This window comes from Mesorhizobium sp. WSM3626, from assembly GCF_000513935.1.
GTDB classification, from domain to species: Bacteria; Pseudomonadota; Alphaproteobacteria; order Rhizobiales; family Rhizobiaceae; genus Mesorhizobium; species Mesorhizobium salmacidum.
On sequence record NZ_AZUY01000012.1, the window covers coordinates 74,819 to 100,892 of the forward strand.

Here is a 26,074-nt window from a genome sequence, read left to right on the forward strand (position 1 = left end):
AACGAGAACGGTTTTTGTTTATAAGAGACCGACTTGCCCTGACCGGTCGCGTTGGTTAGCTTCTGCGCCTACGGCCAGTGGAGCCGATGGAGGAACGATGGCTCAAGTCGCGATCAGCAATGTGGCCAAGGCGTTTGGAACCGTCAGGGTTCTGCACGAAGTCAGCGTCGACATTGCCGATGGTCAGTTCGTCGTGCTTGTCGGCCCGTCCGGTTGCGGCAAGTCCACGCTGCTCAGGATGGTGGCGGGGCTGGAGACTGTCTCCGGCGGCACGATCGCCATCGGCGACCGCGTCGTCAATCACCTGCCGCCCGCAAAGCGCGACATCGCCATGGTGTTCCAGAACTATGCGCTTTATCCGCACAAGACGGTCGAGCAGAACATGGCTTTTGCCCTCAAGCTGCGCAAGACCGATCCGGCCGTGGTTGCCGAGCGGGTCAAGCGCGCCGCAGACATCCTCGACCTCAGCCCCTATCTGAAGCGCTATCCGCGCCAGCTTTCCGGCGGCCAGCGTCAGCGCGTCGCCATGGGGCGCGCCATTGTGCGCAATCCGCAGGTATTCCTGTTCGACGAGCCGCTTTCGAACCTCGACGCCAAGCTGCGCGTGCAGATGCGCACCGAGATCAAGGAATTGCACCAGCGGCTGAAGACCACCACCATCTATGTCACCCACGACCAGATCGAAGCCATGACGATGGCCGACAAGATCGTCGTCATGCGCGACGGCCGCATCGAACAGGTCGGCGCGCCGCTGGAGCTTTTCGACCGGCCGGCGAACCTTTTCGTCGCCGGTTTCATCGGCTCGCCTTCGATGAACCTGCTCAAGGGCACCGGGCGCAAGGGCGGCGTCGACATTGCCGGAACGCTGTTCCCGGTTGCTCCGAACAACGCCGTCGAGGAGGGGCGCTCCGTCGTCTATGGCGTGCGCCCCGAACATCTTGAGATCCACCCCGATGGCGTGCCGGCCAAGATTTCGGTGGTCGAGCCGACCGGCTCGGAAACCCTGGTCTTCCTGCGTTTCGGCGACGGCGAGATGGTGGCGCTGTTTCGCGAGCGCCATGACTTCAAGCCGGGCGACACGCTGAAGCTTCGGCCAAGGCTCGACCATCTCCATCTGTTCGACGCCGAGACCGGCAAGCGTCTCTGATCTCAAACGCACTTCACGAGGACCATCATGCTCAAAGGGATCGATCCATTGCTCAATGCCGACGTGCTCCAAGCATTGCGGGCGATGGGACATGGCGATGACCTGATCATCGCCGACACCAACTTTCCCTCCGATTCGGTAGCGCGTCGGACGGCGCTCGGTCGAGTGCTGCGCATCGATGCCTCTGCGGCGCGGGTGGTGAAGGCCGTGCTGTCGCTATACCCGCTGGACACCTTCGTCGATGATTCGGCCGCCCGCATGGAGATCGTCGGTAAGCCGGACGAGATCCCAGCCGTGCAGAAGGAAGTGCAGAAGGAGATCGACGCCGCCGAGGGCAAGTCCTGGCCGATGGTGCCGGTCGAGCGTTACGCCTTCTATGAGCGCGCCAAGCAGGCTTATTGCGTCATCCAGACCGGCGAACGCCGCTTCTACGGCTGCTTTGCCTTCCGCAAGGGCGTCGTGCCGCCGGATGCGGAGTAGCGGCATGGCCTCGGGCAAGCCGGTTGTTATCCTCGGTGTCTTTGTTGCCGATACGGCTTACAGGGCGCAGCGCCAGCCACGCATGGGCGAAACGATCCTCGGCAATTCCTTCAAGCTGGGGCCAGGCGGCAAGGGGTCGAACCAGGCGGTGGCCGCCGGCAAGCTCGGGGCGGACGTCACATTCCTGACCAGGCTCGGTGTCGATGCCTTCGCCGACATGGCCAGGCGGACCTGGAACGATGCCGGCGTGAAGAGCGCCGCCATAGATACGCCGGACAGCTATACCGGTGCCGCCTACATCTTCGTCGAGGAGGGAAGCGGCAACAACGCCATCATCGTCAGTCCCGGCGCTGCCATGCTGATCACGCCTGAGGATATCGAAGCCAATGTCGACCTGATCCGTGGTGCCGGTGTTTTCGTGACGCAGCTCGAACAGCCGATCGATGCCGCGATACGGGCGCTTGAGATCGCGCGCGGGGCCGGGGTGACGACCATTCTCAATCCGGCACCGGCGGCAAAGCTTCCCGACCGCATCTACACACTCTGCGACTATCTCACGCCGAACGAAACAGAGACGGAGGAATTGACCGGACTGCAAGTCTCCTCGGTCAATGAAGCGCGCGCCGCCGCGGACAAGCTGCTTGAAAAGGGTGTCGGCACGGTCATCGTCACGCTCGGCGACAAGGGGGCGCTGCTGCACGCGAAGGATCGGTCCGAGCATGTTCCAGCCATCAGTGCCGGCCCTGTCGTCGAGACCACCGGCGCGGGGGACGCCTTTAATGGCGGCTTGGCCGCAGCACTTTCGCGCGGCGTGGAGCCGCTGGAGGCGGTGCGCTTCGCCTGTGCCGTTGCCGGCATTTCCGTGACACGTCCAGGCACAGCACCGTCGATGCCGACATTGCAGGAGGTCGAGGCGCTGCTGGCCAAGGGCTGAGCAATTGCCCGGAACTCGCAGGGTACCCCGGAGGCCAGACCGTTCCGGCTTCCGGAGTCTCATGTTCGATGAGCGTTGCGAAGCTACTGCCTGACGTAGCAGCGCTTTCCCTGACCCGGAGCGGGATCGCCGAATGCATCGTTGTCGCATTGGACGCCATTGCGGAACACGTCCTGCGTGAACCGGCCGTGGGCGCCATACCTGACCACCTTGCGGCCATAGAAATCACAGAATTCGCCTTCCTCGGCGCAGACCGCCCACTTCTCGCGCCGAGGCTCATCGTAATCGTCGTTCGACTCCTCGCGGTCGCGCTTCACGATGAAGCAGAACTTTTCCTTGCCTGGCGCAGGATCGCCGAAAACGCGGTTCGAACAGGGTATCGCGTTGCGCTCGATGTAACGCGAGGTCGTGCGGCCCTTGGCGCCGTAGACGACCTCGGCTGGATAGGGCAGGCGGCAGATCTCGCCCTCGCGCGCGCATCGCTGCAGCCGGTCCGCCGACGCGGCGGCGGGAAAAAGGATAGAGGCGGCCGTCGTCGCGCCGCCCAGGCAAATCAGCGTGAATATCGTGCGCGTGGAAATGTTCGGTGCAATTGACATTACGTCCTCCATGCCATTCCGGCAGCATACTGCAATCTGGCTGCCTGCGGCATGAATCGAGCGCTTTGTGGGCGATTGCGCAAGCAGATTCGCAACGACCAACTCGTTCGCGGTCTGCAGGGCTGCTTCGTCCGTTGTTTGTCAGCTAGTGGGTTCCACGGTATCGCTCATGCAAGGGTGATTTTGGACCGTAGGACAGCCAGGCCGAAGAAGGCCTTCGGCACACTATTTCTGAAGAGAACTTTGACAATTCATGTCGGCATTTCCCTGGAGCCAAGGATCATGATCCTTGAGGGAAATGGCGCGAGTGACGGGGCTCGAACCCGCGACCTCCGGCGTGACAGGCCGGCACTCTAACCAACTGAGCTACACCCGCGCATTGACGAGCACGTGTCAGCCGTGTTCGTCGTTGGGGCGCTGGATAAGGGGTTCGCTACCGGGTGTCAAGCGCACCAAACCATCATAACGCCAAACAGGAGAAGGTTTTTTGACAGCCGGCATTTTGTTCGCAAATCGGGCCTGCGAACAGGGCATCCCACATTCATTTAGCCTTGCGAAGCAAGTCCCGACCGCTTAAAGGTCCGGCCCGGAGCGGGCGATTAGCTCAGTTGGTAGAGCGCTTCGTTTACACCGAAGATGTCGGCGGTTCGAGCCCGTCATCGCCCACCATATCTTTCCACCAGTTGAGGTTTTCCGGTTTGCGGGCGCACGAATCGCCGCGTCGACAACGGTTCCGCGCACAGCTCACCTGTTCTCCCTCCTGAGGGTGTGCATTGCTTTTTCACGGGTGAGCGGCATTTTCGGGAAATCTTTTGGGCCTCCCAGCGTTCACTTCGATAGAGATAGCCATTGCCGTGGGGGCCACAGCTCCCGCCGAAGGCAACTGTGCCTCTCGGTTCGCGACCACGGATTTGCGGCTGCAGGTCAAGGAAAATGCCCGTTCAAGCTTTCATCAACCGAATTGCCACGGCCGTCCCTGATCATGGTGTCCACGAATTCTTCCTTCAATTTGCGGGCTCCCAGCTGGCAGATCCCCGCCGCCGCGCAATTTTCGATCGCATGGCCGACAAGGGCGGCATCGAACATCGCTATTCCTGCTTCGCACCCGCCAGTGATCCTGAGGGTCTGAGCGTCGACCTGGCGGGTGTTTTCAAGCGCGGTGCGTTTCCAGGTACGGCCAAACGCATGGAAATGTTTGCCACGGCCGCGCCCGCGCTGGCCGAGCGAGCATTGGAGCGGCTCCTGGAGGGCGAAGACAGGAAGGGTGTCACGCATCTGATTGTCACCACATGTACGGGCTTCTCCGCCCCCGGCATCGATCTGGAAATAATCGCCCGGTGCAATCTGCCCACCACCGTGGAGCGCACGATCATCGGCTTCATGGGATGTTATGCGGCAATCAATGCGCTCAAACTGGCGCGGCACATCGTCCTGTCGGAACCTGCGGCCCACGTTGTGATCGTCTGCATCGAACTCTGTACGCTCCATCTCAAGGAGACGGCTGATCTCGAAAAACTGCTATCTTTCTCCCTCTGGGGCGATGGCTGCGCGGCCGCGTCGGTGACCGCCCGCCCGTTCGGCATCGGCCTGGACAGTTTTCACGCGATCGTGGATGCCGACGCCCGCGACCTGATGAGCTGGAGCGTGCACGACGACGGGTTCGACATGGTTCTGTCGGGGCAGGTTCCTGCTGCAATCCAGAATGCGCTTGGCAAGGGCGTCGGCGCCATCCTGGGAAACAGGACCGCCGCCAACGTCGACCTTTGGGCTGTTCACCCGGGTGGGCGTTCCATTCTCGACGCCGTGGAGCGCGCGCTGGATCTTCCTCCCGATGCGCTGTTGCTGTCGCGCGACGTGCTTCGCGAAAACGGAAACATGTCCTCCGCCACCGTGATGTTCGTGCTGGAGCGGATGCTTCGCGGGTTCACGGATGATGACGTGGGCTGTGCAATCGCATTCGGCCCCGGCCTCACGGCTGAGACGATGATGTTCCACACTGCCGGCAGTGCCTGACATGGCCACGGGTCTCGACAGCCGTCATATCCAGCCGGAACTGCTCGATCATTTGCCTCCCGACGATCCCAAGGCGATTGGCTCCCGGCGTGACTTGATTTGGATAAATTCGCTGATGTTTCAACATGCGATCATGTCCAGCCTCCTGAAGGCAAGCGTGCGCGAGGGTTCGATCAGAATCTTGGAAGTCGGGTCCGGTGACGGTGCATTCATGCTCTCGGTTGCAAGGCGCCTCGCCAGGAAGTGGATCGACGTGGAGCTGGTCATGCTCGACCAGGTTGACCTCATCACCGACCGGCGGCGCGCCGATTTCGCGGCACTGGGCTGGCGGGTTGAAACACTCACCGACAATGTCTTCGACTGGATCGCAAAACCCGGGGGTGACGCGTACGACGTTGTCTCGGCCAATCTGTTCCTGCACCATTTTTCCGACGCCGCCTTAAAGATCCTGTTCGAAGCCCTGCGCCGTTTGGCACCGGTGTTCCTCGCCGCCGAGCCAAGCCGAAACGTTATCGCCTTGAAAGCATGCTCGCTCCTGCGCCTTGTCGGTGCAAACCAGGTCACCATGCACGATGCGGCGGCGAGCGTCCGCGCAGGTTTCGCTGGCAAGGAACTTTCCGGTTTGTGGCCTCTCGGTTCCGCGCAGCAGTGTGAAGAACGCAGGATTGGCCCGTTTACCCACGCCTTCCGCGTTTTCCCCAAGGAAGGATTTGCGCGATGTACGATGCCATCGTCATAGGTGCCGGCCCAAGCGGCTCGTCGGCTGCCTTGGCCTTGCGCGGCCAAGGTCGTTCCGTGGCCATCATCGAAGCAGGCGAGTTTCCACGCCGCAAGGTCTGCGGCGAATTCATGTCGGCGGTCAATCTGGAGCTGTTGGACCGTTTGGAGGCGGGCGCCGCGGTTCGCGCCAAGGCAGGACCGGAGGTCAAGCGGGTTGCGTTGTTCGCGTCGGGCCCTTGCATACAAGCAGGCATGCCGCGCGCCGCCGGAGATGCTTTCGGGCGGGCGCTTGGACGGGACGTTCTGGACGGCATCCTCTTGGACACGGCGCGCAACGCCGGAGCCGACGTTTTTCAGCCGTGGCGCGCGGTGGAGATCGCCAGCAATGGCGATCGTGCCATCGTCCGGATCGCCAACAAGGACGGTCAGACAAGTCTTAGCGGGCAGGTGGTGATTGCGGCGCATGGCTCCTGGGGCCAGGGCAGGTTGCCGACCAATCTCCCAAAGAGCAACGCGGCCTCCGATCTGTTTGGCTTCAAGGCCCATTTCAGGGGAGCTTCGCTCGCTCAGGATCTCATGCCGCTCCTGGTGTTTCCGGGCGGCTATGGTGGCATAGTGTGGGCGGATCAGGACAGGATATCGCTGTCGTGCTGCATACGCCGCGACGTGTTGGCCAGGCTGCGCAAAAAGGGCGGTGCCACGTCAGCAGCCCAAGCCGTTCACGCGCACATACTGGCATCGTGCCCGGCGGTGGTTTCCACGATCGGCGACGCCAGCCTCGAAGGTGAATGGCTTGCCGCCGGTCCCATACGTCCGGGGATGCGCCCACGATTTGCCGACGACATATTTCGGGTCGGCAACATCGCCGGCGAGTCCCATCCCATCATCGCCGAAGGCATCTCCATGGCCCTGCAGTCCAGCTGGCTTCTCGCTGGCGAATTGGCAAGGTTCGAACAATGGGACCGGACGGCGCGCCTCGCCGTCGGCAACCGCTATTCAAGAGCGTGGAGCCGGCAATTTGCCACTCGCATTCATGCGGCCGCACTGTTGGCGCGCATTGCCGTCCTCCCCAGGTCCAATACGGCGATGAAGGCGTTCGTGGGGTGGTTCCCGAATAGCCTGACCTTAGGGGCCAGATTGTCCGGCAAGACGAAAGCCTTGCCTGCCCTCAGCCATCCGTAAGGGCTGAGCCGGCCGGACGCCTGGAGGAATTCGCCGAAGCGCTCGAGCCAAATCGGCAATTCAGCAGGCACACGGTTCGTGGCGTATGGCTGCCCCCAGCTCACGGCGGCACCATCCGGAAATCCTTGCCCTCGGGCAGCAATTGCCCGCCATCGACGACAATGGTGGTTCCGGTGATGTAACTGGCGTCGTCCGAGGCGAGGAACAGGAAAGCGTTGGCCACGTCGCGCGGGCTGCCGAGCCGGCCGAGCGGGATCGAATCTTCCATGTTCTTGATATAGGCGGCGCCGCGATGCTGCTGGATGGCTTCGGTAAGGATATTGCCCGGCTCGACGCCGTTGACGGTGATGCCGTAGCCGGAGAACTCCAGCGCCGCAGCACGAATGAAGCCGTTGATGCCCGCTTTCGTCGCCGAATAATGGCCATGGCCAGGGCTGGTGACATGCGGGCCGGTGATGGAGGAGGTGTAAAGCATGCGGCCAAAGCGCTGCGCCTTCATCGGTACCAGGGCCGCGCGGCTGGCATTGAAAGTACCGCGCAGGTTGACGGCCATGACGCGGTCCCAGTCGTCGGCACTGGTGTTTTCGATCAACTGCCAGGGATAGATGCCGGCATTCTGCACGATGATGTCGAGGCGGCCGTGGTGTTTCAGCGCCATCGCCACCGCGGCCTCGGCGTCTCTCATTTGCGAGATGTCGGTGCGGATGAAGGGGACACCGAGTTCATCCGCACTTGCTTGCCCGGCCTCCTCCTCCGTATCGGCCAGCACCAGCCTTGCGCCTTCTTCGGCGAAGCGCAGTGCGATGCCCTTGCCGATGCCGCGCGCGCCGCCGACGATCAACGCCACCTTGTCTTCCAGTCGTCCTGTCATGCGAGCCGTCCTGTCATGCCAAATCCCCGCCTCACGCCAATCCCCTCTCACGCCAGTCTTTGGCGAATGGTTTGTTTGAATGCGTCGAGCAACACCGCTGCCAGAACCAGCAGGCCGTGGATGACCTGGGTGAAGTTGGCGGGCAGGCCCATCAGGTTGATCGCCGTGTTGATGGCAGAGAGCAGGAGCACGCCGGCATAGACGCCCGGCAAGGTGCCGACACCACCCTTCAGGCTGACGCCGCCGATGACGACCGCGGCAAAGGCGTTGAACAGAAGGCCAACGCCCAGATTGGCCGTGGCGCCCGAGGTGCGGATCGCCAGCAGCCAGCCGGCGAGCCCTGCTATGGCGCCGGCGAGCACGAAGGCGATGATCAGGTTGCGGTTCACCCGGATGCCGGCGCGGAAGGTTGCGGTTTCATTGCCGCCGATCATCACGAGGTGCCTGCCGAACGGCGTCTTGGCCATGATCAGCGAGAACACCACGAAACAGGCCACCGCGATCCAGGCGGTCAGCGGCAGGCCCATCAGGCGTTGGATGCCGAACCAGCGGATGGCAGGTGCCAGATCCTGAGCCGAGCGGCCGCCCGAAATGACCAGCACCAGGCCGCGCACCCAGATGTAGGAGGCGAGCGTGATGATGAAGGCGCTCATCTTGACCTTGACCACAAGATAGCCGTTGAAGGCGCCGATGAGGCCGCCGACGGCCAGCGCCAGCAGCAGCGACACCGGAACCATCAGCCATTCCGGGTGCAATTGGACCCCGAGGCCGATGCCCGAGGAACAAAACAGGATGCCCACCGCCATGGCGCTGAGCGCGGCGACGGATTCGACCGACAGGTCCATGTGACCGGCAATGATGACCAGCGCCAGGCCGATCGACATCACGCCGAGCACGCTCGACGCCTCGATGATGTTGGCGAAGATGCCGAGCTGGAAATAGTTCGGGATGAACAGCGAGAAGACGACCAGGACAAGGAGCAGCATGAACCAGACGAGGTTGTCGAGGACGAACTCCAGGGCGTTGCGTGTGCGAGGGTTCATATGTCGATCCGGTTGGCGTGCGCAATCAAGGCCGCAGAACATTGCCTGCGTCTTATTCTATACGGACAGGAAGGGCTCCGGGCCGGGTATGGCCCGGAGCGGTTGGGCCATCTGTCTATTCGACCGGTTTGACCGTATCGGTCGGCGGCTTCTGGTTGCCCCAGAAGGCCGGATTGTCGACATTCTCCTTGGTGATTGCGGCGCCCGGGATCTTGATGTTCGGGCCCCAGGCTTCCTTGGTGACGGTCGACTTCAGGCCAAGCACATCGTATTCGCCGGGCTTGATCTCTTCCTTCTTGACGACCTTGTCCATGAACATGGCGACGGCCGCGGCCTGTGCGTAAAGTGGCTGCTCGACCTCGACGTTGAGCCAGCCCTTGCGGATCAGGTCGAGACCGACCGGCGCGCCGTTCGAACTCATCAGCATGACGTCGCCAGGCTTCTTGCCGGCGGCCTCGAGCGAAGCGACGGCGGCGACCGACAGGTGCGCGGCATGGCTGAAGATCAGGTCGATGTCGGGATTGGCCAGCATCTGGTCGGCAACGATGGTGCCGGCGTTGCTGGCTTCCCATTGCATGGCGGGCAGCGAGATGATCTTGACGTCCGGGAACGCCTTCATCTTTTCTTCAAAACCCTTCTGGATGTCGAGCGTGTAGGGATCGCCGGGATCGCCAAGCACCTGCAGGACCTTGCCCTTCACCGAGCCGTTCTTGGCTTTCAGAAGTTTTTCGGCCTGGTCGGCGGCGACGTAGCCGATCTCGACGGTACCCGCGACCGACGTGAAGTCGGACGGCGTCGACGTGATCTGGCGGTCGAACTCGACCACCGGAATGCCGGCGGCGCGCGCTGCCTCGATCGACGGTTTCAGCGCATTGAAATCGACGGCGGCCAGGATGATAGCCGTCGGCTTCAGCGCGATGACGTCGTTCATCTGTGACTGCTGGGCGTCGGTTTTGTTGTCGGCGTTCAGCGTCTTCATGTCGTAGCCGGTCTGTTTCAGGAACAGCTCCAGCGCGCTCACCGAGCCGGTCTGGAACTCGTCGAGCAGTGTCGGCACCATGTAGTAGACAATACCCTTGGACTGCGCGAATGCCGGCGTGAGTGTGGCAAAAGCCAGTGCCAGGATACCGAAGACAGCAAGAAGTATTCGCTTCATGTCGTTGGCTCCCTGTTAAGCCGGACCCCTCTTTGTCCCTCAGCCCGCCGGTCCGGCACCGGCAAGCGTCTCCCCGGTGATCATGTTGATCACCGCGTCGGGACTTGTCTTGTTGCGTGCGACATCGCCCGCCACGACGCCTTGCCGGATCACGACGATCCGGCCGGCGACCTGAAAAGCCTGCTGCATGATATGGGTGATGATGACGACGCCGATGCCCTGGCTCGCCACCTGGCGGATCATGTCGAGGCCGCGCCGCGTCTGCTCGACACCAAGTGCGGCGAACGGTTCGTCCAGCAGCACCAGCTTGCCGCCCCAGTGCACGAAGCGGTTGAGTTCGATGGCCTGCCGCTGGCCGCCCGAGAGATGCTCGACATTGGTGCGCAGTGAAGGAATGCGGGTACCGGCGCTGGCCAGCGCTTTCCCGACGACGGCTTCCATGGCACGCTCATCGAGCACGGGAATGCCAAGCACCTTCCTGGTGATCTCGCGGCCCATGAAGAAATTGGCCACCACGTCGACATTGGTGCAGAGCGACAGGTCCTGGTAGACGGTCTCGATACCCGCCGCCTTGGCTTCCGCCGGCGAGCGGGCCAGGAACTCCTTGCCCTCGAAGAGCATGCGGCCGGAGGTCGGTTCGAGACCGCCCGCAATGATCTTGACCAGCGTCGACTTGCCGGCGCCATTGTCGCCGAGCAACGCCACCACCTCGCCCTTGCCGATGGAAAAGCTGATCCCCTTCAGCGCTTCGATCGCGCCATAGTTCTTGGTCACGTTGTCGAGCACCAGCAGGGGTTCGCTCATCAGGCAACCTCCCTGGCCGAAAGGCTGTCGCGGCCGCGCTCGCGTTCGGCGGCGAACATCTGGCCGAAGCGTGGCGACAACACCCCGGAAACGGCGAGTGCCGCCGCGCCGCGCAGCACCGCATGCTGGCCGCCGCTGGCGACGACGACGCGCGGCGTCTTGCGGTCCGCGCGGGCCGAAACCGAATTGTGCAGCGGTTCGGCCGCGTCTGCCAGGCGTTCGAGCAACTCCGATGCCGCCAGGCCGCCGAGCACGACCGTCTCTGGGTCGAAGAGGTTTTCGATGATGGCGATGGTGTTGCGGAAGATCGGGCCGACCTGCGCCACCCAATCGGCGTCATTGCCGGCCCGGCGGCCCCGCGCTTCGAGCGAGAGATAGCGCTCGAGGCAGCCTCGGTTGCCGCAGGGGCAAAGCTCGCCGTCAGGGACCACGGGAATATGGCCGATCTCGCCCGCATTGCCCCAGGCGCCGCGCAGAACGCTTCCATCATGCATCATGGCGCCACCAAGCCCAACGCCGAAATAGAGATAATAATAGTCGGAATGGCGGGCACCGATGCCATAGAGCCGCTCGCCCATCGCGGCGGCGGCCATGTCGCTCTCGAAGAACGCCGGCAATCCCGTCGCGGCCGTCAGCCACTCACGCAGCGCCACGTGTTTCCAGCCGGTCATCGTGGTCGGGCCGACAAAGCTCATGGAGTCCACGTCGAACGGGCCGGGAAGCGCCATGCCGATGCCGATGACGCGGCCGCCGGGCCGCTTGCCCGTCAGGTCGCGGACCATGGCGCCAATCTGTTCGAACGCATGATCGGGCGCCGCGTTGGGCGCTTCGCGACGTGAACTCTCGATGACGTCGCCGCTGAGATTGATCAGTGCGGCGTCTATTCCAAGCGGCGTCAGGTGGATGCCGACGGCATAGCCGCCTTCCGGGTTGATGCGCAGTGTCGCCGGTGGCAGGCCACGGCCCTTCGGCTCTTCGCGCACGGACAGGATATAGCCCTGTTCCTCCAGCTCGCGAACGATGGTCGACACGGTCTGGACGGTGAGCCCGACATGCCTGGCGATGTCGCCACGGGCGATCGGGCCATGACGGCGGATGGACTCCAACACGATGCGCCGGTTGTACGGCCGCCCGAACTCCTGGTTGGTTCCTCGCAATGCCATGCCTTGCGCCCCTGCTTGACGTGAGGTTCGCATCAAATATTTATTCAGTCAAATGGAATTCAAAAATAATCGGAACGCAGACCGAGCCGCCGATTCCACGGCTTCTCACCTTCGGTGTGGATTAGGGATGAGACTAAGAGGCGACGGTTTGCGGTCCTGCCGTTGTAGTGGCGGATGGCCTTCAGCAGTTTGACGCCGTGCGGGAGACTGCTTGGCGAGGGAGAGGCGTAGCTGGCCGGTGGTCCCGATTCAGCCCGCAGGCGGGCGGTTGCCCTTGCTAAAGATATTGCGCGACTTTCCTGCCGACGGTCAGGAAGCGCAGCGGATCGATCGCCTCGCCATTGTGCCGCACTTCATAATGCAGATGCGGGCCGGTCGAGCGGCCGCTGCTGCCGGTCTTGCCGATGATGGCGCCGGCGTCCAGCTTCTCGCCGACGGTCACGTCGATTTCGCTCAGATGCCCGTAACGGGTCGCAAAGCCGTTGCCGTGATCGACTTCCACCATGCGGCCATAGCCGCCGTTCCAGCCGGCCTTGGTTACGATGCCGGGCGCGGTGACCTTGGCGGCCATGCCGATGGGCGCCCTGAAGTCCATTCCCGAATGCAGCGCGGCCGTGCCGAGAAGGGGATCGGTGCGCACGCCGAACGGACTGGTGACGGAGTGACCGGGGGCGGGGTTGGCGAGCGGCAGCCGGCGCGCTTCCTTTTTCAGCTGATCGAGCGTGTCCAGCGCCTCGTCCAGTTCCTTGACCTTGCTGTCGAAGATCATCGAGGAGTCGAGCGGGATCAGCGGTCCGCCGACATCGCTTTCGTTCTTGCCGAAATCGCTGTCGACCGGCAGTCCGGCCGCCTGCAGCGCCTGCTGGATGGCATCTGCGCTTTTGTAGGCGTTGTCCGCGAGCGTGCTGATGCGGCTGAGCTGATCATTCTCGATGGATTTCAGCGACTGGTTGATCGAGACGAACAGCTTGTCGGCACGATCGGCGGATGAATCGCTGGGCAGCGGATCGGCGCGGGTCGACCACAAGGAGAAGGGCCTTGTGTCGGCGCTGCCGAGGTCGGCGCCCAGGCCGGCGACCGCGTAGGTCTGCGCGGGCTGGTTGATGCTGCCGGTCACCTCGGCGCGCTTGTCCGGCTTGGCGGTCGCGGCCGGATCTTCCGCGGGCACCGTTCCGACGTCGTTCTCGGCACGTTCGAACAGCGGGCCGAGACGGCCATGCCGCTGGCTGAGCTGTGTCTGGCGCTGAAGCAGTTCGCTGACCTTGGTTTCCATCAATTGCTGGTCGAGCAACTGCCTGCTGGTGATGCGGTCTACCTGGGCGCGAAGCGCCGAAATGCGGTCCTCGTAAGCCTGCTGCATGCGCGCCTGGCGCGCGGTGGTTGCGCCGATCAGGTCGTCGCGCAGCACAAGATAGGATGTGGCCAGGAGATAACCGATGGCAATGGCGGCGAGTGCCGAACCTATGCATGCCGCGAGCCAGGGCCGTATCGTGAAGTGCCTGATCTCGTTGCCCCGGGCGATGATGACCGTATGGGGTTCCTTGCGCCTGCCGAAGACTGCGGACTGACCGGTTACGTTCACGGGACCAAGCTTTCGTTTACGACACCACGACAGCCTGATTACACATTATTAGGGTTAACAAAGGCTTGCCTTGTCCGCTGCGTCGCGCCGAATGCACGCAGCGCGCGCAAGAGGTTGCATGAAAACCGCCGGGGTGCGGCCGCCATGTCGCGAAATCGTTGGCGATGAGCACCAATGCTCCGTCAGCAGTGGCCTGTCGCCCGCAGAGCAAGGCTTGGGTTTCTTAACCGTCTTCGATTGCATTTAGTTGACGTTTTTCGAGTAAAGGCGTGCTGGTACTTCGGATTCACCGTGGCGGTAGGGATGCTGAACGATCTGATTGGCAAGATCCTCGACAAGATTTCGGCCACCAGTCTGCTGGCGACCGGGCTTTTGCTGCTGACTGCCCTTGTCAGCGCGCTCGTGGCCTATTGGCGCACGGTCGAGGAGAAGAGCTGGAAGGAGTTCTTCGAGTTCGTCATCCCACATGAGGTCATCACCCATCCCTCGGCGAAGGCCGACCTGCTGTTCTGGGTGACGAAGAAGGCCTTGATGCCTTTCCTGATGCTCCCCGCCGGAATCGTTTTCGTCACGGCGGTGGGCTACGGGACCAACTGGCTGTTTTCGACACTGTTCCAGTTTCAGCCGCCTCTGATCGAGGGGCCGGCAGGGCCGGTGACGGTGCTGATCTTCACCGTCAGCATGCTGCTGGCCTACGACATCTCCTATTATCTCTATCACGTCGCCCAGCATCGCTATCCGCTGCTTTGGGAACTGCACAAGGTGCATCACTCGGCCGAGGTGATGGTCGGGATCACCAAAGACAGGGTCCATCCGCTGGACGAGTTGATGAACCGAGCCTGGGACGGCCTCATCGTGGGGCTGTGCTTCGGCATCTGGTCGCTGATTTCGCTGAACCTTGTCGAACTGACCGTCTTTGGCGTCAACGTCTATGTCATGCGTAACATACTGATGATGGATTTCGTCAGGCACACGCATTTCAAGATCTCGTTCGGCCCGCTCAACAATTTGATCCTGTGTCCGCATTGGCACCAGTTGCATCACAGCGTCGATCCGCGCCACTACGACAAGAATTTCGGGCTGCTCTTCTCGTTCTGGGATCGGCTCTTCGGAACATTGTGTGTGCCGAGGCCCGACGAGGACTTCAAGTTCGGGCTGGTCGACCGCGATGTGCGTGACTACCAGTCGCTCGCCGGGCTCTACGTCATGCCGCTGAAGCGGATGTGGGGGCATATCGCCAGGCGCATGCGGCCAGGAAAGCCACGGCCAAGGACCGCGCGGTCATCGGAAGGAACACGGCCATGAATGCTCCCGTTGTGCTCGCGATCCCGCGAACACGCACCTTCGAAGTCGTGACATCGGCGGTGCGCCTGGCCGAGATCGCGCCGGCCTGGAGTGCGCTCTGGCAGCGGGCCGGCGGGCTTGTCTTCCAGCATCCGAACTGGATTGCGGCCTGGTGGCGCACCACCCCGCATCAGGAGCGGCGCGCGCTCAGGATCGGGCTTGCCTGGAACGGTGACCGGCTCGATGGCGTGATAGCGCTCGCGACCTTCAGGCGCTCCGGCATCCGCATGCTCGAATGGGCGGCGAAGGATCACAGTGACTATGGCGATGCGCTGGTTGCACCCGACAGCGACCCGCGAGCGATCTCCGGCCTTTGGCAGTATGTTTTTGACCAGGGCGGCTTCGACCTGATCTATCTCAACCGTCTGCTGCCGGATGCCGGTGTTCATGCCCTGTTGGGACCGGCCCATGGCAAGGCGCTTCGGCGCAACCACCGCACTGAAATCAGCTATCGTGTTGCGGGTCCCTGGCAACGTGGGGCGGAATGGTTCGAGACGTTGTCCAAGAAGGGCCGGCAGAACTATCGTCGTGGCCGCAAGTCCATGGAAGAGAGCGGTGCATTGCGTTTCCGGCTCCTAGATGCGGAGGACCCGCGCGAGCCGGTGCTCGAGCGGGTCGCGACGTTGAAGCGCCTCTGGCTCGCCCGGCATGGTCGCGCCTCGGATCTATTCGATAAGGGCTCGCCAGTTCTCTCCGCGCTTATTTCGGTGCTTGCCGATCTCGGGCTGTTGCGCATCTTCGTGCTGGAGCTTGACGACACGATCGTCGCCGTCTCGATCAATTTCGAGCAGCACGGCACGATGATGGCTTTCGTCACCACCTACGATCCCGAATATGAGCGCGGCTCGCCGGGTATGGTACTGATGATGGACTATATCCAGTGGTCGTTCGACCGCGGCCTTGCCACAATTGATTTTCTCTGCGGCGGCGAGGATTTCAAGCGGCGCTTCGCCACGCAATCAGTCACGCTGTCATCGATGATGGGCGCGCGCGGCCTGCGTGGTCATCTCGCCGCGCTGGCCGATCATGTGAGCCATGTTTCGAAATCCTGGAGGACTGGGCGGCAGCCGAAGGCCGAGGCACCTGACGAGTAGCGACCATAATTGTCGATTGCTTTGGTGGGCTTCGGCGACGCTCAAAGCTCGCGAACAGCTTCCAGCACGGCCTCGGCATGGCCCTTGACCCGGACCTTGCGCCAAATCCTGGCGATCCGCCCGTCACGGCCGATCAGGAACGTCGCCCGCTCGACGCCCATGTATTTGCGGCCATACATCGATTTCTCGACCCATAGATGGTAGGCCTCGATCACCTTGCGCTCCTCGTCGGCGGCAAGATCGATGGTGAGATCGTATTTCGACTTGAACTTGTCGTGTTTCTTGGCGCTGTCGGGCGACAGGCCAATGACGACGGCGCCGGCCTTCTCGAATTCCGGCTTCAGCTGTGAGAAGCTGATCGCCTCTTGCGTGCAGCTTGTCGTATCGTCCTGCGGATAGAAATAGAGCACGACCGGCTTGCCGGCGGATGCGGCCAGGCTGAGCGATCCGCCGCCGTCCCGCGGCAGATCGAATTGCGGCGCGGGATCGCCTACTCCAGGTCAGCCATATCGATGCCCTTGTTTAAGGTTACGCGCGAAGCCACACCGATATAGTGTCGAGCGGGGATTCGTCCACGAGCGAGTTTGTACAACGGAAGATTGCGTGGATCAGGACCAACCGCAGCACGAGAAGATCCGGTTCAGGCGGGACGAAATCACCGACCTGGGAGCCTTGCCGTCCGCGTGCCGCGTCCCGCCTCTCGGCCAGGCGGCGATCGGCCGCGGCTTTCGCATCCTTTCGCGCGTGTTTGCCGGCGTGGTCGCATTCATGCTGCTGGCCGCGGTCGCCGTCTATCTCATCGGCCTTTCCGGCATCGGGTCGGACAGGCTGCGCGTCGAGGCGGAGAGCGCCATAGAGAGGCTGGCGGGCGTCGACGTCGATGTCGCGGTCGGGCCAGCCCGCATCACGCTCGACAGTTCGAGCTTCGTCGCCCTCCAGGTGAGCGATGTCAGCCTGAAGACATCAGACGGCAAACCGATGGCGGATGCCGGTCGTGTGCGCTTTGGCGTGCGTCTCGTGCCGCTGCTATGGGGTGAGGTGCGGTTGACCAGCGCCAGGATCTCCGATGCCCGCATCGTCATGGCGGCGATGCCGTCCGGCGGCGACTGGACCGCGTCGCTGCGCAACGAGAACGGCCTCGTCGATCCGGAAAAACTATCGGACGCGGTGTTCGGCAACATCCATCGCGCGCTCGACGCCGTGCGGGAGGATTCGATGCGCCGCATCGATCTCAGCAATGTCGAGTTCGTGCTGCCCGACGCCGGATCGATCAAACTGGTCAAGATCGCCGACGCCACCGTCGTTCAGTCGGGGCCGGGCGGCATGGAGTTTACCTCCGAGGCGGATGTCGACGGCAGGACAGTCACCGTTGCCGCCTCCGCCACCCGCGATATCGCCGCGCATCGGGTGATAAGCCTGGATGCCAGCATCAATCTGGCGGATGCTGGTGACACTGCTGCCGGCTCCGGCAAGCTTGGTGCCGTCGCGTTGAAGCTGACAGGATCGGAAGGCTCAGGTGCCACCGCATCACGTTTGATGGCCGCCCTTTCGTCCACCGGGTCGGTGCTGGATCTTGGCACGCGCGGGCTGCTGCCGGCGGATGCCGATGTCAATGCGACGCTGGTCCACGGCTCCAACAAGATCCAGGTAGACAGGTTGCTGCTGAAAACCGGCCGGTCTTCATTCGATTTCGGCGGCTCGATCGGGCCAAAACCGGCAACCGGGGTGGCGGGCGAGGAACCCTCCTACCGTTACGACCTGACCAGCGACGGTTCGACCTTGGCGCCATCGGAATCGCCTGAGCCCGCGTTGATCTTCCTGGCGCGGATCGCCGGCGTCTACCAGCCGCAAAGCCGTAAACTGGTGGCCGAGCAGATCGCGGTTCGGTCCGCCGGTTCCGGCGAGGTGCTTGGCACCGCGGCGATGCAATTCGTCGACGGCAAGGCTCCCGGGATCAATCTGGCGCTCAACATCCATGACATGCCGGTCTCGCATGTCAAACAGCTGTGGCCGTGGTTTTCGGCGCGCAATGCGCGGCTCTGGTGTCTGGACAACCTGTTCGGCGGCCGTGTGGTCGACGCCAATCTCCAGTTCCAGGTAGTGCCGGACCGCCTCGGTAATGGCGTGCCGCTTTCAGCCGACGAGGTCTTTGGCCGCTTCCAGATCGAGGGGGCGCGTTTCGACACGGCCGGCCGCATTCCGCCGATACGCGATGCGGTGGGCGTCGTCGGATTCCACGGCAACGACGTCGACATTTCGTTGTCGTCGGGCACCGTCTTCATGCCCAGTGGCCGCGTGGTGGCGGCCAGCAACGGGACATTGGCCGTCAAGGCAGCCAACCGCCCGCCGGTCATCGGCGCTCTCGATATCGACGTTGCCGGCGATGCGTCTGCCGTCGCCGAACTTGCATCCTACGAACCGATCAATGCCATGCGCCATGTCGGCATTCTGCCGGAGGACCTTTCCGGCGGCGTCACCGGCCACGTCAAGGCGGACATTCCGCTGCAGTCGGGCGTCGACACCGCGAAGCTCGATTGGCTGGTGTCGCTCGACTACACCGGCCTGTCTTTGGCCAAGCCGTTCGAGGGACAGGCCGTTACCGATGCCGATGGCTCGATCACCGTCGACCCGCAAAAGGCTGTCATTTCGGCCAAGGCATCGCTAAACGGCATTCCGGCCGAACTCGATCTCGTCGAGCCGCTGGCGGATGACGGGCCGGCGCGTAGCCGCAAGGTAGCCCTGGTACTCGACGACAAGATCCGCGCCGCCGCCATGCCCGGCCTGACGCCGCTGCTTGCCGGAACGGTGAAGGTCGCGATCGACAAGAGCGGCAGCGGCAACCAGAATGTGTCGGCCGACCTCACCAATGCCAGGTTGGACATTCCCTGGGCCGGCTGGAGCAAGGGGGCGGGGGTTCCTGCCAGCGCCACATTTGTCATGACCAAGTCCGGCGACACCACGACGCTGTCCGACTTCGAGCTCGACGGCAAGACGTTCTCCATCGACGGCAGCATCGTGCTGGTCAACGGCGCCTTGTCTTCGGCCAAGTTTGGCAAGGTCACCTTGAACAGGGGCGATGACGTGGCGGTTTCGGTGAAGCGATCGGGCAAGGGCTATGCGGTCGACATCACTGGCAACGCGCTCGACGCTCGTTCGCTCATCAAGCAGTTCACGTCCGATGTGGACACCGCAACCAAGACGACGGGAACAGACAACATTTCCGTCAGCGCCGATGTCGATCAGCTGACCGGCTTCCACGATGAGCAACTGTCCAACCTGAAGCTCGACTACAGTGCGGCTGGTTCAAGGGTCAACGGACTGAAGGTCAGCGCGACGGCGAGTTCCGGCGCAGCCATCGCCATCAGCAACACCACCGGCGGCGGCAGGCGCTCGCTCAACGTGCAGTCGGCGGACGCCGGCGCGATCCTGCGGTTCCTCAACATCTATGAGCACATGGAAGGCGGGTCGATCGCGCTGGCGCTGACGGGGGCCAGCGACGGACCGATGAAGGGCAAGGTCGACACCAGCAATTTCTTCGTCGTCAACGAACCCAAGCTCGCCTCCATCGTCTCGACCACGCCGGCCGGCGACAGCCGCAGCCTCAACCAGGCGGTGAAGGGCAAGCTCGACACGTCGCGGGTGAAATTCGAACGTGGTTACGCCGAGATCGACAAGGGCAGCGGCTATCTGAAGCTGACCAATGGCGTGCTGCGTGGCCCGCGCATCGGCACGACGTTCCAGGGCATCCTCTACGACCAGAACAACAATATGGACATGACCGGCACCTTCATGCCGGCCTACGGCCTCAACCGCATTTTCGGCGAACTGCCCATCGTCGGCGCGCTTCTGGGCAATGGCCGCGACCGCGGCCTGATCGGCGTCACCTTCCGGCTCAGGGGCAATGCCAACAAGCCGGTGCTCGACGTCAACCCGCTGTCGGTGATCGCGCCGGGGATATTTAGGTCGATCTTCGAATACCGGTGAGGGGTACTCAGGCCGGTCTCACCAGGATGTGTTTTTTCTTGCCCAATGAAAGCTTTACGACGTTTTCCGGACTCAAATCCTGAAGCGTGACCAGTCGACGGTCGTCGCTTACCGGCTGGTCGTTCAGGCGCACGGCGCCACCCTGGATGTGCCGCCGTGCCTCGCCGTTGGATGAAGCCAACCCCGCGCTGACCAACAGCGACAGGATGCCGACGCCGGCTTCGAGCGCGGCCTTGTCCGTCTCGACGGTCGGCAACGTGTCGGCGAGCGCGCCTTCCTCGAAGGTCTTGCGCGCCGTCTCGCTGGCCTGTTCGGCGGCCGCGCGGCCATGCAGATGAGCGGTGATCTCGGTAGCGAGGATCTTCTTTGCCTCGTTGATCTCGGAACCGCCCAGCCGCTCGAGCCGTGCGACCTCTTCCAAAGGCAGCGTGGTGTAGAGTTTCAGGAACCGGGCAACGTCGGCATCCTCGGTGTTGCGCCAGTACTGCCAGAATTCGTAGGGGCTCAGCATCTCCGGATCGAGCCAGACCGCGCCCGAGGCCGACTTGCCCATCTTGGCGCCGGACGAGGTGGTGAGCAGCGGCGTGGTCAGTGCGTAGAGTTGCGCATCCTCCATGCGGCGGCCGAGATCGATGCCGTTGATGATGTTGCCCCATTGGTCGGAGCCGCCCATCTGCAGGCGGCAGCCGAGGCGCTTGTAGAGTTCGACGAAATCATAGGCCTGCAGGATCATGTAGTTGAATTCGAGGAACGACAGCGATTGCTCGCGATCGAGCCGCAACTTGACGGAATCAAACGCAAGCATGCGGTTGACGGAAAAGTGCCGCCCGACATCGCGCAGGAAATTGACGTAGTTGATCTCCATCAGCCAGTCGGCATTGTTGATCATGACCGCGTCGTTCGGACCGCCGCCGAATTTGAGGTAGGGCATGAAGTTGCGGCGGATACCGGCGAGATTGGCGTCGATATCCGCAGGCGTCAAAAGCTTGCGCGCCTCGTCCTTGAAGGAGGGGTCGCCGATCATCGACGTGCCGCCGCCCATCAGCGCGATCGGCCGGTGGCCGGTCTGCTGCAGCCAATGCAGCATCATGATCTGGATCAGCGAGCCGGCATGCAGGCTCTTGGCCGTGGCGTCGAAGCCGATATAGGCCGTCACCGTTTCCTTGGCGAAAATAGTGTCGAGACCGGCACCATCCGAGGTCTGGTGGATGAAACCGCGCTCGCTCATCGTGCGCAGGAAATCGGATTTGAAGGCAGGCATGTTTTCTTTCCCGAAGCGTACGCCACGGTCCGTGGCGGGCATATGTGAACGCGCGCGTTTAGCACCCAAGCGCGATCAGCAAAAGTGGATTCCGGTTTTGCGCCGGATCGCGCGCCAAGCAAGAGTTGGCGATCAGCAAAAGTGGATTCCGGTTTTGCGGCCGCGCGGATGGTGCCAGCGGCGGTCCGGCCGCAATGCTTGCTTCATTGTTTCGGCTGGCGTAATGAGGCGCCGCGCCACAAGGTTCTAACAGTCCACGACCTCAAGCGGCACCGCACGGCATCCATAAAATGCCATATCCGACGACAGAGCCCCGACGCGACATGCCGGACGCATTGATATCCATTGTCATTCCTTGCAGGAACGAGGCGGCAAACCTGCCACTGCTGATCGACGAGATCGAGGCGGCGATGGCCGGCCGCGACTTCGAACTGATCATCGTCAATGACGGCTCGACCGACGAGACGGCTGCCGTGCTCGCCGAACAGGCGGCGCGACGCCCGTTTCCGCTACGCGAATTGCGGCATCGGAAGTCCGCCGGCCAGAGCCTTTCGGTGCGTTCGGGCGCCTGGGCGGCGCGCGGCGGCATCGTCGCGACCATCGACGGCGACGGCCAGAACGATCCGCAGTACATTCCGGTGCTGGTCGATGCGCTGCGCCAAGCCGGGCCCGATTTCGGCGCCGCGCAAGGGCAGCGCCTCAAGCGCCGCGACAGCAAGGTCAAACAATTGGCGTCGCGTTTCGCCAACTGGCTGCGAAACGCCATCCTGCATGACGAGACGCGCGACACCGGCTGTGGCCTGAAGGCGGTTCATACCGATATCCTGCGCAAACTGCCGTTCTTCGACGGCACCCATCGCTTCGTTCCGGCCCTGGTCATCCAGGAGGGGTATCGCGTCGTGCATTGCGATGTCGTCGACCGCTCGCGCCGGCACGGCAAATCGAATTACGGCATTTTCGATCGCGGCCTGCAGGGTGTGCTCGATCTCTGCGGTGTCTGGTGGTTGCGCCGCAGGCGCCGCAGAATGCCAAAAATAGAGGAAATCAAGCGTGTTTAATGTGCTTCAGGAACTGGGAACCTGGCTTCATCAGGTTTTCATCAAGCAGTTCGATGCGTGGATCCTGCTCGGCTTCGTCGCCCAGTTCTTCTTCACCATGCGCTTCGTCGTGCAGTGGCTGGCCTCGGAAAAGGCCAAGCGCAGCGTCGTGCCGGTGGCCTTCTGGTTCTTCTCCCTGTTCGGCGGCGGCCTGCTTCTGATTTATGCCATTCAGCGCCAGGATCCGGTGTTCATCGCCGGGCAGGCCATGGGCATGTTCATCTACATCAGAAATCTCTGGCTGATCGCCAATGAGCGCAAGGCGGCGATGACCAAGGTCGATTGAGCAACCGCCCAAAAAGAAATGATCGGAGAGACTCAGAAATGGCGTTGAACAGGAACTACATCTTCCTCTTCCTGTTCAGCCTGGTGATGACGGCTTCAGGCTTGGCATCCATGCCGCCAGTCGACCGTGACGAGCCCCGCTTCGTCCAGGCCTCCAAGCAGATGGTCGAGAGCGGCGACTATGTCGACATCCGCTTCCAGGAGACCTCGCGCTACCAGAAGCCGATCGGCATCTACTGGCTGCAATCGGCGGCCGTGGCGCTGAGCGGGCAGGGGGCCGAGGCACCGATCTGGGTCTATCGCACCGTTTCGGCACTTGGCATTGCCCTTGCCGTGCTGGCGATTGCCTGGACAGGGACCAATCTTTTCGGTGCCAATGCCGGTCTCGTGGCCGGCCTGGTGATGGCCGCGATCTTCGCCACGGCTTTCGAGGGCCGCGACGCCAAGACCGATGCGATGCTGCTGGCCTGCTGCGTTGCGGCGCAAGGCGCGCTGGCGCAGATTTATCTCGCATCGCGCCGCAATGAAGCGGTCGCCGGCCATCTCTGGTGGATCTTCTGGATCGCGCAAGGCGCCGCGATCCTGATCAAGGGACCGATCGCGCCGCTGCTGTCGGCGCTGACCATCGCCGTGCTGTTTGCCTTCGAGCGCGAAGGGCGTTGGCTGTCGAAGCTCAGGGTTGGGCGCGGCCTGCTACTCGTCTTGGTGATTGCTCTGCCCTGGCTCGCCGCGATCACCTGGAAGAGCCACGGTGCTTTCCTGCAGCAGGCGGTCGGCAAGGACATGCTCGGCAAGGTCGCGTCGGGCGCGGAATCGCACGGCCTGCCGCCCGGCTTCTACATGCTGACCTATTCGCTGTTCATGTGGCCGTTCGGCCTGATCGCGGTAGGCGCTGGCCTGCAGGCCCTCAACCGCATGCGCGACGATGTCAGGCTTCGCTTCTGCCTCGCCTGGTACATTCCGTTCTGGCTCGTTTTCGAACTCATTCCCACCAAGCTGCCGCATTATGTCCTGCCCGCCTATCCCGGCATGGCGCTGCTGATCGGCTGGCTGCTGACATTGCAGCCGCAGGACGCCAATGCGCCGCTCAGTCGCTGGCAGCAATGGTTGTGGTGGTCGACCGCATTCGGTCTTGTCGTGGTCAGTCTGGGCCTGGCGGCGGTCTGCATCGGAGCGCCGATCTACCTTACCCACACTTTTTCCTGGTGGAGCATTCCGGCGGCCGCGGCCGCACTCGGCGCGGGCTATTTCGCGTTTTCGCGGCAGTTGCAGGTGCCGCTGCCCCGCATCGGCGCCACCGCCGCCTGTGCGGGCATCGCCTACGCCTTGCTGTTCGGCGTCATCGCCCCGTCCCTGAAGCCGATCTGGCTGAGCCCGGCAATCAGGGACGCGGTGCGCGCCAACAAACCTTGCGACACGACCGTGCTGGCCTCGGCGCGTTATCAGGAGCCGAGCCTGGTGTTCCTGGTCGGCACGAAAACGGTGCTGACCGATGTCGGGGGCGTGGCGGAACATCTGCTCGGCGATCCCGCTTGCTCCTTGGGCCTGGTGCCGATCGGCGACGAGCAGAAATTGAATGGCATGCTGTCGGTGCAAGGCAAGTCGGCGAACCGCCTCGCCGAAGTCGACGGCCTCAACTATTCGTCGGGAGACAAACTGTCGCTCGGTCTCTACCGTATAGCGCAATGACTTCGATGATGGGGTCGAGTTCCCAATGCTCGTGAAACCGCGCCCTCCAGTTTACGGTTCGCTCCTCGGGATAGGACGCCGGTCCCTCGGCAATTTTCGTGACACCCTGCAGATCGCCAGACGGCGCCTTGCCGTTCGCCCCGCTCGCAATCCCAACATCGCATGGTGGGCCTGGGGCCTGGTCTGGGTCTTTCTGACGGCCGCGGCCTTTGTCCGTCTCGATACGCCGGCAGGAGTAGCACATGGCCAGTGGTCGGCGGGCGCCGCCAGGCTTGCCGAGTTCTTCACGCAGTTCGGACTGGGCGGCTGGTATCTCGTCCCGTCCGCGCTGCTGCTTGTCGCGGCCAATCTGACGGATTGGCGAAGCCTTTCGCGGCGCGCGCTGATGCTGGTCTACAGTTGGACCTGCCTGGCTTTCCTGGTGCTGAGCGCCGTTGGCCTGTCCGGCCTGACGGTTAATGTCCTCAAATATGCCATTGGCAGGGCCCGCCCGCTCTATTTTCAGGATTTCGGTGTCCTTGCGCTGCACCCTTTTGCCTTCGATGCGCGCTTTGCCGGCTTTCCCTCCGGCCATGCCACGACGATGGGCGCCGTGTTCGGCATCCTGCTGCTTTTGTTTCCGCGGCGTTGGTACATCGCCTTGGTGGTCACGGCCTGCATCGCCTCGACCAGGGTCTTCGTCGGCGCGCACTATCCGAGCGACACCGTTGCCGGCTTCGGCCTCGGCTGCGCCTTCGCGCTGGCGTGCGGACTGGTCTTTGCCAGGCTCGGCTTCATCTTCAGGCCAGCACCTTCAGGATTGCCGGTCCGCAAGCCATCGTTCCGGCTTATTGCCCCGGAAAAATAGGTCGCTGCCGGACCCGTCCGCACCGCGGCGGCCTCATGTCGAGGGGGCGGGCCTTGCCCGCCCGCTCATAGCCCGGGGATACGGATCGCCTAATGTCTTAACGCAGCCGCTTCGGCCGCGGATCGGACAATTCACCGGCCAGCCGGCGATCGAGATAGTCGGCGCATTCCTCGATCAGCACGTCGGCGTCGTTGGCGAAGAAATGGTTGGCGCCGGGCAGGGTCTTCTGCGTGATGGTGATGCCCTTTTGCGTGTGCAGCTTGTCGACCAGGCCTTGCACATCCTTCGGCGGCGCCACCTTGTCGGCATCGCCATGGATGATCAGGCCCGAGGACGGGCAGGGCGCCAGGAAGGAGAAATCATAGGTGTTGGGCTGCGGCGCGATCGAGATGAAGCCCTCGATCTCGGGCCGGCGCATCAGGAGTTGCATGCCGATCCACGAACCGAAGGAATAGCCGGCCACCCAGCAGCTCTTGGAATCCGGATGCAGCGATTGCACCCAGTCCAACGCGGCCGCCGCGTCCGACAACTCGCCGGTGCCGTGGTCGAACTCGCCCTGGCTGCGGCCGATGCCGCGAAAATTGAAGCGCAGGGTGGTGAAATCGCGCTTCTGAAACATGTAGAAGAGGTCATAGACGATCTTGTTGTTCATCGTACCGCCGAACTGCGGGTGCGGATGCAACACGATGGCAATCGGCGCGCTCTTTTCCTTCGAGGGCTGGTAGCGTCCCTCCAGGCGGCCGGCCGGACCGGTAAAAATGACCTCAGGCATGAAATAC

Annotated in this window: 23 protein-coding genes and 2 tRNA genes; 14 read left to right on the forward strand and 11 right to left on the reverse strand. The window is 62.9% G+C overall.

Annotated features, from left to right (window positions below; genetic code table 11):
• Nucleotides 1–97 precede the first annotated feature (97 nt).
• From ugpC to rbsK, 3 genes are read left to right on the forward strand one after another with little or no spacing between them, the layout of a single operon-like run.
• Nucleotides 98–1,147: a sn-glycerol-3-phosphate ABC transporter ATP-binding protein UgpC gene (ugpC, locus tag M653_RS0112325; protein WP_027143635.1), complete on the forward strand. Its 1,050-nt coding sequence runs from the start codon at nucleotides 98–100 to the stop codon at nucleotides 1,145–1,147.
• 27 nt (nucleotides 1,148–1,174) lie between these two features.
• Nucleotides 1,175–1,627: an RbsD/FucU family protein gene (locus M653_RS0112330; protein ID WP_027143636.1), complete on the forward strand. Its 453-nt coding sequence runs from the start codon at nucleotides 1,175–1,177 to the stop codon at nucleotides 1,625–1,627.
• Nucleotides 1,628–1,631: 4 nt separating this feature from the next.
• Nucleotides 1,632–2,561: a ribokinase gene (rbsK, locus tag M653_RS0112335; protein WP_027143637.1), complete on the forward strand. Its 930-nt coding sequence runs from the start codon at nucleotides 1,632–1,634 to the stop codon at nucleotides 2,559–2,561.
• An 83-nt stretch (nucleotides 2,562–2,644) separates the two neighbouring features.
• Here the strand turns inward: rbsK and M653_RS0112340 are convergent, their stop codons facing one another.
• Together M653_RS0112340 and M653_RS0112345 are read right to left on the reverse strand one after the other, a co-directional pair.
• Nucleotides 2,645–3,160 carry a hypothetical protein gene (locus M653_RS0112340; protein ID WP_027143638.1) on the reverse strand — a complete coding sequence of 172 codons (516 nt, stop codon included), beginning with the start codon at nucleotides 3,158–3,160 and terminating at the stop codon, nucleotides 2,645–2,647.
• 299 nt (nucleotides 3,161–3,459) lie between these two features.
• Nucleotides 3,460–3,536, reverse strand: a tRNA-Asp gene (locus M653_RS0112345).
• 217 nt (nucleotides 3,537–3,753) lie between these two features.
• Here M653_RS0112345 and M653_RS0112350 point away from each other — a divergent pair.
• The 4 genes from M653_RS0112350 (at nucleotide 3,754) to M653_RS0112365 (ending at nucleotide 7,075) form a co-directional block, all read left to right on the forward strand.
• A tRNA-Val gene (locus M653_RS0112350) sits at nucleotides 3,754–3,829 on the forward strand.
• Nucleotides 3,830–4,093: 264 nt separating this feature from the next.
• Nucleotides 4,094–5,173, forward strand: coding sequence for a type III polyketide synthase (locus tag M653_RS0112355; protein ID WP_032935246.1), 1,080 nt, complete (start codon nucleotides 4,094–4,096; stop codon nucleotides 5,171–5,173).
• A gap of 1 nt (nucleotide 5,174) precedes the next feature.
• Nucleotides 5,175–5,912 (forward strand): methyltransferase domain-containing protein, encoded by a 738-nt coding sequence (locus tag M653_RS01000000132390; RefSeq protein WP_051442649.1) that lies wholly within the window; start codon nucleotides 5,175–5,177, stop codon nucleotides 5,910–5,912.
• Nucleotides 5,891–7,075, forward strand: coding sequence for an FAD-dependent monooxygenase (locus tag M653_RS0112365; RefSeq protein ID WP_032935248.1), 1,185 nt, complete (start codon nucleotides 5,891–5,893; stop codon nucleotides 7,073–7,075). Before M653_RS01000000132390 ends, M653_RS0112365 begins: the two co-directional genes overlap by 22 nt.
• 100 nt (nucleotides 7,076–7,175) lie before the next feature.
• On the opposite strand, the gene M653_RS0112370 is transcribed toward M653_RS0112365, so the two are convergent.
• The 6 genes from M653_RS0112370 to M653_RS0112395 form a co-directional block, all read right to left on the reverse strand.
• Nucleotides 7,176–7,946 (reverse strand): SDR family oxidoreductase, encoded by a 771-nt coding sequence (locus M653_RS0112370; RefSeq protein ID WP_027143641.1) that lies wholly within the window; start codon nucleotides 7,944–7,946, stop codon nucleotides 7,176–7,178.
• Between the two features lie 47 nt (nucleotides 7,947–7,993).
• Nucleotides 7,994–8,989, reverse strand: coding sequence for an ABC transporter permease (locus M653_RS0112375; protein WP_027143642.1), 996 nt, complete (start codon nucleotides 8,987–8,989; stop codon nucleotides 7,994–7,996).
• A gap of 115 nt (nucleotides 8,990–9,104) precedes the next feature.
• Entirely contained in the window at nucleotides 9,105–10,145 is a 1,041-nt protein-coding gene (locus tag M653_RS0112380; protein ID WP_027143643.1) for a sugar ABC transporter substrate-binding protein, read from the reverse strand.
• A 39-nt stretch (nucleotides 10,146–10,184) separates the two neighbouring features.
• Nucleotides 10,185–10,949 carry an ATP-binding cassette domain-containing protein gene (locus M653_RS0112385; RefSeq protein WP_027143644.1) on the reverse strand — a complete coding sequence of 255 codons (765 nt, stop codon included), beginning with the start codon at nucleotides 10,947–10,949 and terminating at the stop codon, nucleotides 10,185–10,187.
• A complete protein-coding gene (locus tag M653_RS0112390) occupies nucleotides 10,949–12,112 on the reverse strand; it encodes an ROK family transcriptional regulator (protein WP_027143645.1) in 1,164 nt (387 codons plus the stop codon). The genes M653_RS0112385 and M653_RS0112390 overlap by 1 nt, the downstream gene beginning before the upstream one ends.
• 277 nt (nucleotides 12,113–12,389) lie before the next feature.
• A complete protein-coding gene (locus M653_RS0112395; protein ID WP_027143646.1) occupies nucleotides 12,390–13,694 on the reverse strand; it encodes a M23 family metallopeptidase in 1,305 nt (434 codons plus the stop codon).
• Nucleotides 13,695–13,997: 303 nt separating this feature from the next.
• Between M653_RS0112395 and M653_RS0112400 the strand changes: the two genes are divergently transcribed.
• Together M653_RS0112400 and M653_RS0112405 are read left to right on the forward strand one after the other, a co-directional pair.
• Nucleotides 13,998–14,999, forward strand: a complete 1,002-nt coding sequence (locus M653_RS0112400; protein ID WP_027143647.1) for a sterol desaturase family protein — start codon at nucleotides 13,998–14,000, stop codon at nucleotides 14,997–14,999.
• Complete coding sequence (locus tag M653_RS0112405; RefSeq protein ID WP_032935250.1) at nucleotides 14,996–16,132, forward strand: GNAT family N-acetyltransferase; 1,137 nt, start codon at nucleotides 14,996–14,998, stop codon at nucleotides 16,130–16,132. The genes M653_RS0112400 and M653_RS0112405 overlap by 4 nt, the downstream gene beginning before the upstream one ends.
• A 41-nt stretch (nucleotides 16,133–16,173) precedes the next feature.
• On the opposite strand, the gene M653_RS01000000132395 is transcribed toward M653_RS0112405, so the two are convergent.
• On the reverse strand, nucleotides 16,174–16,599 hold the full coding sequence (locus M653_RS01000000132395) for a peroxiredoxin (RefSeq protein WP_051442650.1): 426 nt from the start codon (nucleotides 16,597–16,599) through the stop codon (nucleotides 16,174–16,176).
• Nucleotides 16,600–16,735: 136 nt separating this feature from the next.
• Between M653_RS01000000132395 and M653_RS0112415 the strand changes: the two genes are divergently transcribed.
• Nucleotides 16,736–20,116: a DUF3971 domain-containing protein gene (locus M653_RS0112415; protein WP_027143649.1), complete on the forward strand. Its 3,381-nt coding sequence runs from the start codon at nucleotides 16,736–16,738 to the stop codon at nucleotides 20,114–20,116.
• Nucleotides 20,117–20,123: 7 nt separating this feature from the next.
• On the opposite strand, the gene tyrS is transcribed toward M653_RS0112415, so the two are convergent.
• Complete coding sequence (gene tyrS, locus M653_RS0112420; RefSeq protein ID WP_027143650.1) at nucleotides 20,124–21,377, reverse strand: tyrosine--tRNA ligase; 1,254 nt, start codon at nucleotides 21,375–21,377, stop codon at nucleotides 20,124–20,126.
• 323 nt (nucleotides 21,378–21,700) lie between these two features.
• Between tyrS and M653_RS0112425 the strand changes: the two genes are divergently transcribed.
• The 4 genes from M653_RS0112425 to M653_RS0112440 are packed head-to-tail and all read left to right on the forward strand — an operon-like array spanning nucleotide 21,701 to nucleotide 25,295.
• Nucleotides 21,701–22,435: a glycosyltransferase family 2 protein gene (locus tag M653_RS0112425; protein WP_027143651.1), complete on the forward strand. Its 735-nt coding sequence runs from the start codon at nucleotides 21,701–21,703 to the stop codon at nucleotides 22,433–22,435.
• Nucleotides 22,428–22,760: a lipid-A-disaccharide synthase N-terminal domain-containing protein gene (locus M653_RS0112430; protein WP_010909058.1), complete on the forward strand. Its 333-nt coding sequence runs from the start codon at nucleotides 22,428–22,430 to the stop codon at nucleotides 22,758–22,760. The genes M653_RS0112425 and M653_RS0112430 overlap by 8 nt, the downstream gene beginning before the upstream one ends.
• Before the next feature lie 38 nt (nucleotides 22,761–22,798).
• Nucleotides 22,799–24,448, forward strand: coding sequence for a glycosyltransferase family 39 protein (locus M653_RS0112435; protein ID WP_027143652.1), 1,650 nt, complete (start codon nucleotides 22,799–22,801; stop codon nucleotides 24,446–24,448).
• Between the two features lie 25 nt (nucleotides 24,449–24,473).
• The gene (locus M653_RS0112440; protein ID WP_027143653.1) at nucleotides 24,474–25,295 is read left to right on the forward strand and encodes a phosphatase PAP2 family protein; all 822 of its coding nucleotides are present in this window, start codon (nucleotides 24,474–24,476) and stop codon (nucleotides 25,293–25,295) included.
• Between the two features lie 97 nt (nucleotides 25,296–25,392).
• On the opposite strand, the gene M653_RS0112445 is transcribed toward M653_RS0112440, so the two are convergent.
• Nucleotides 25,393–26,067, reverse strand: coding sequence for an alpha/beta hydrolase (locus tag M653_RS0112445; RefSeq protein WP_027028091.1), 675 nt, complete (start codon nucleotides 26,065–26,067; stop codon nucleotides 25,393–25,395).
• Nucleotides 26,068–26,074 lie beyond the last annotated feature (7 nt).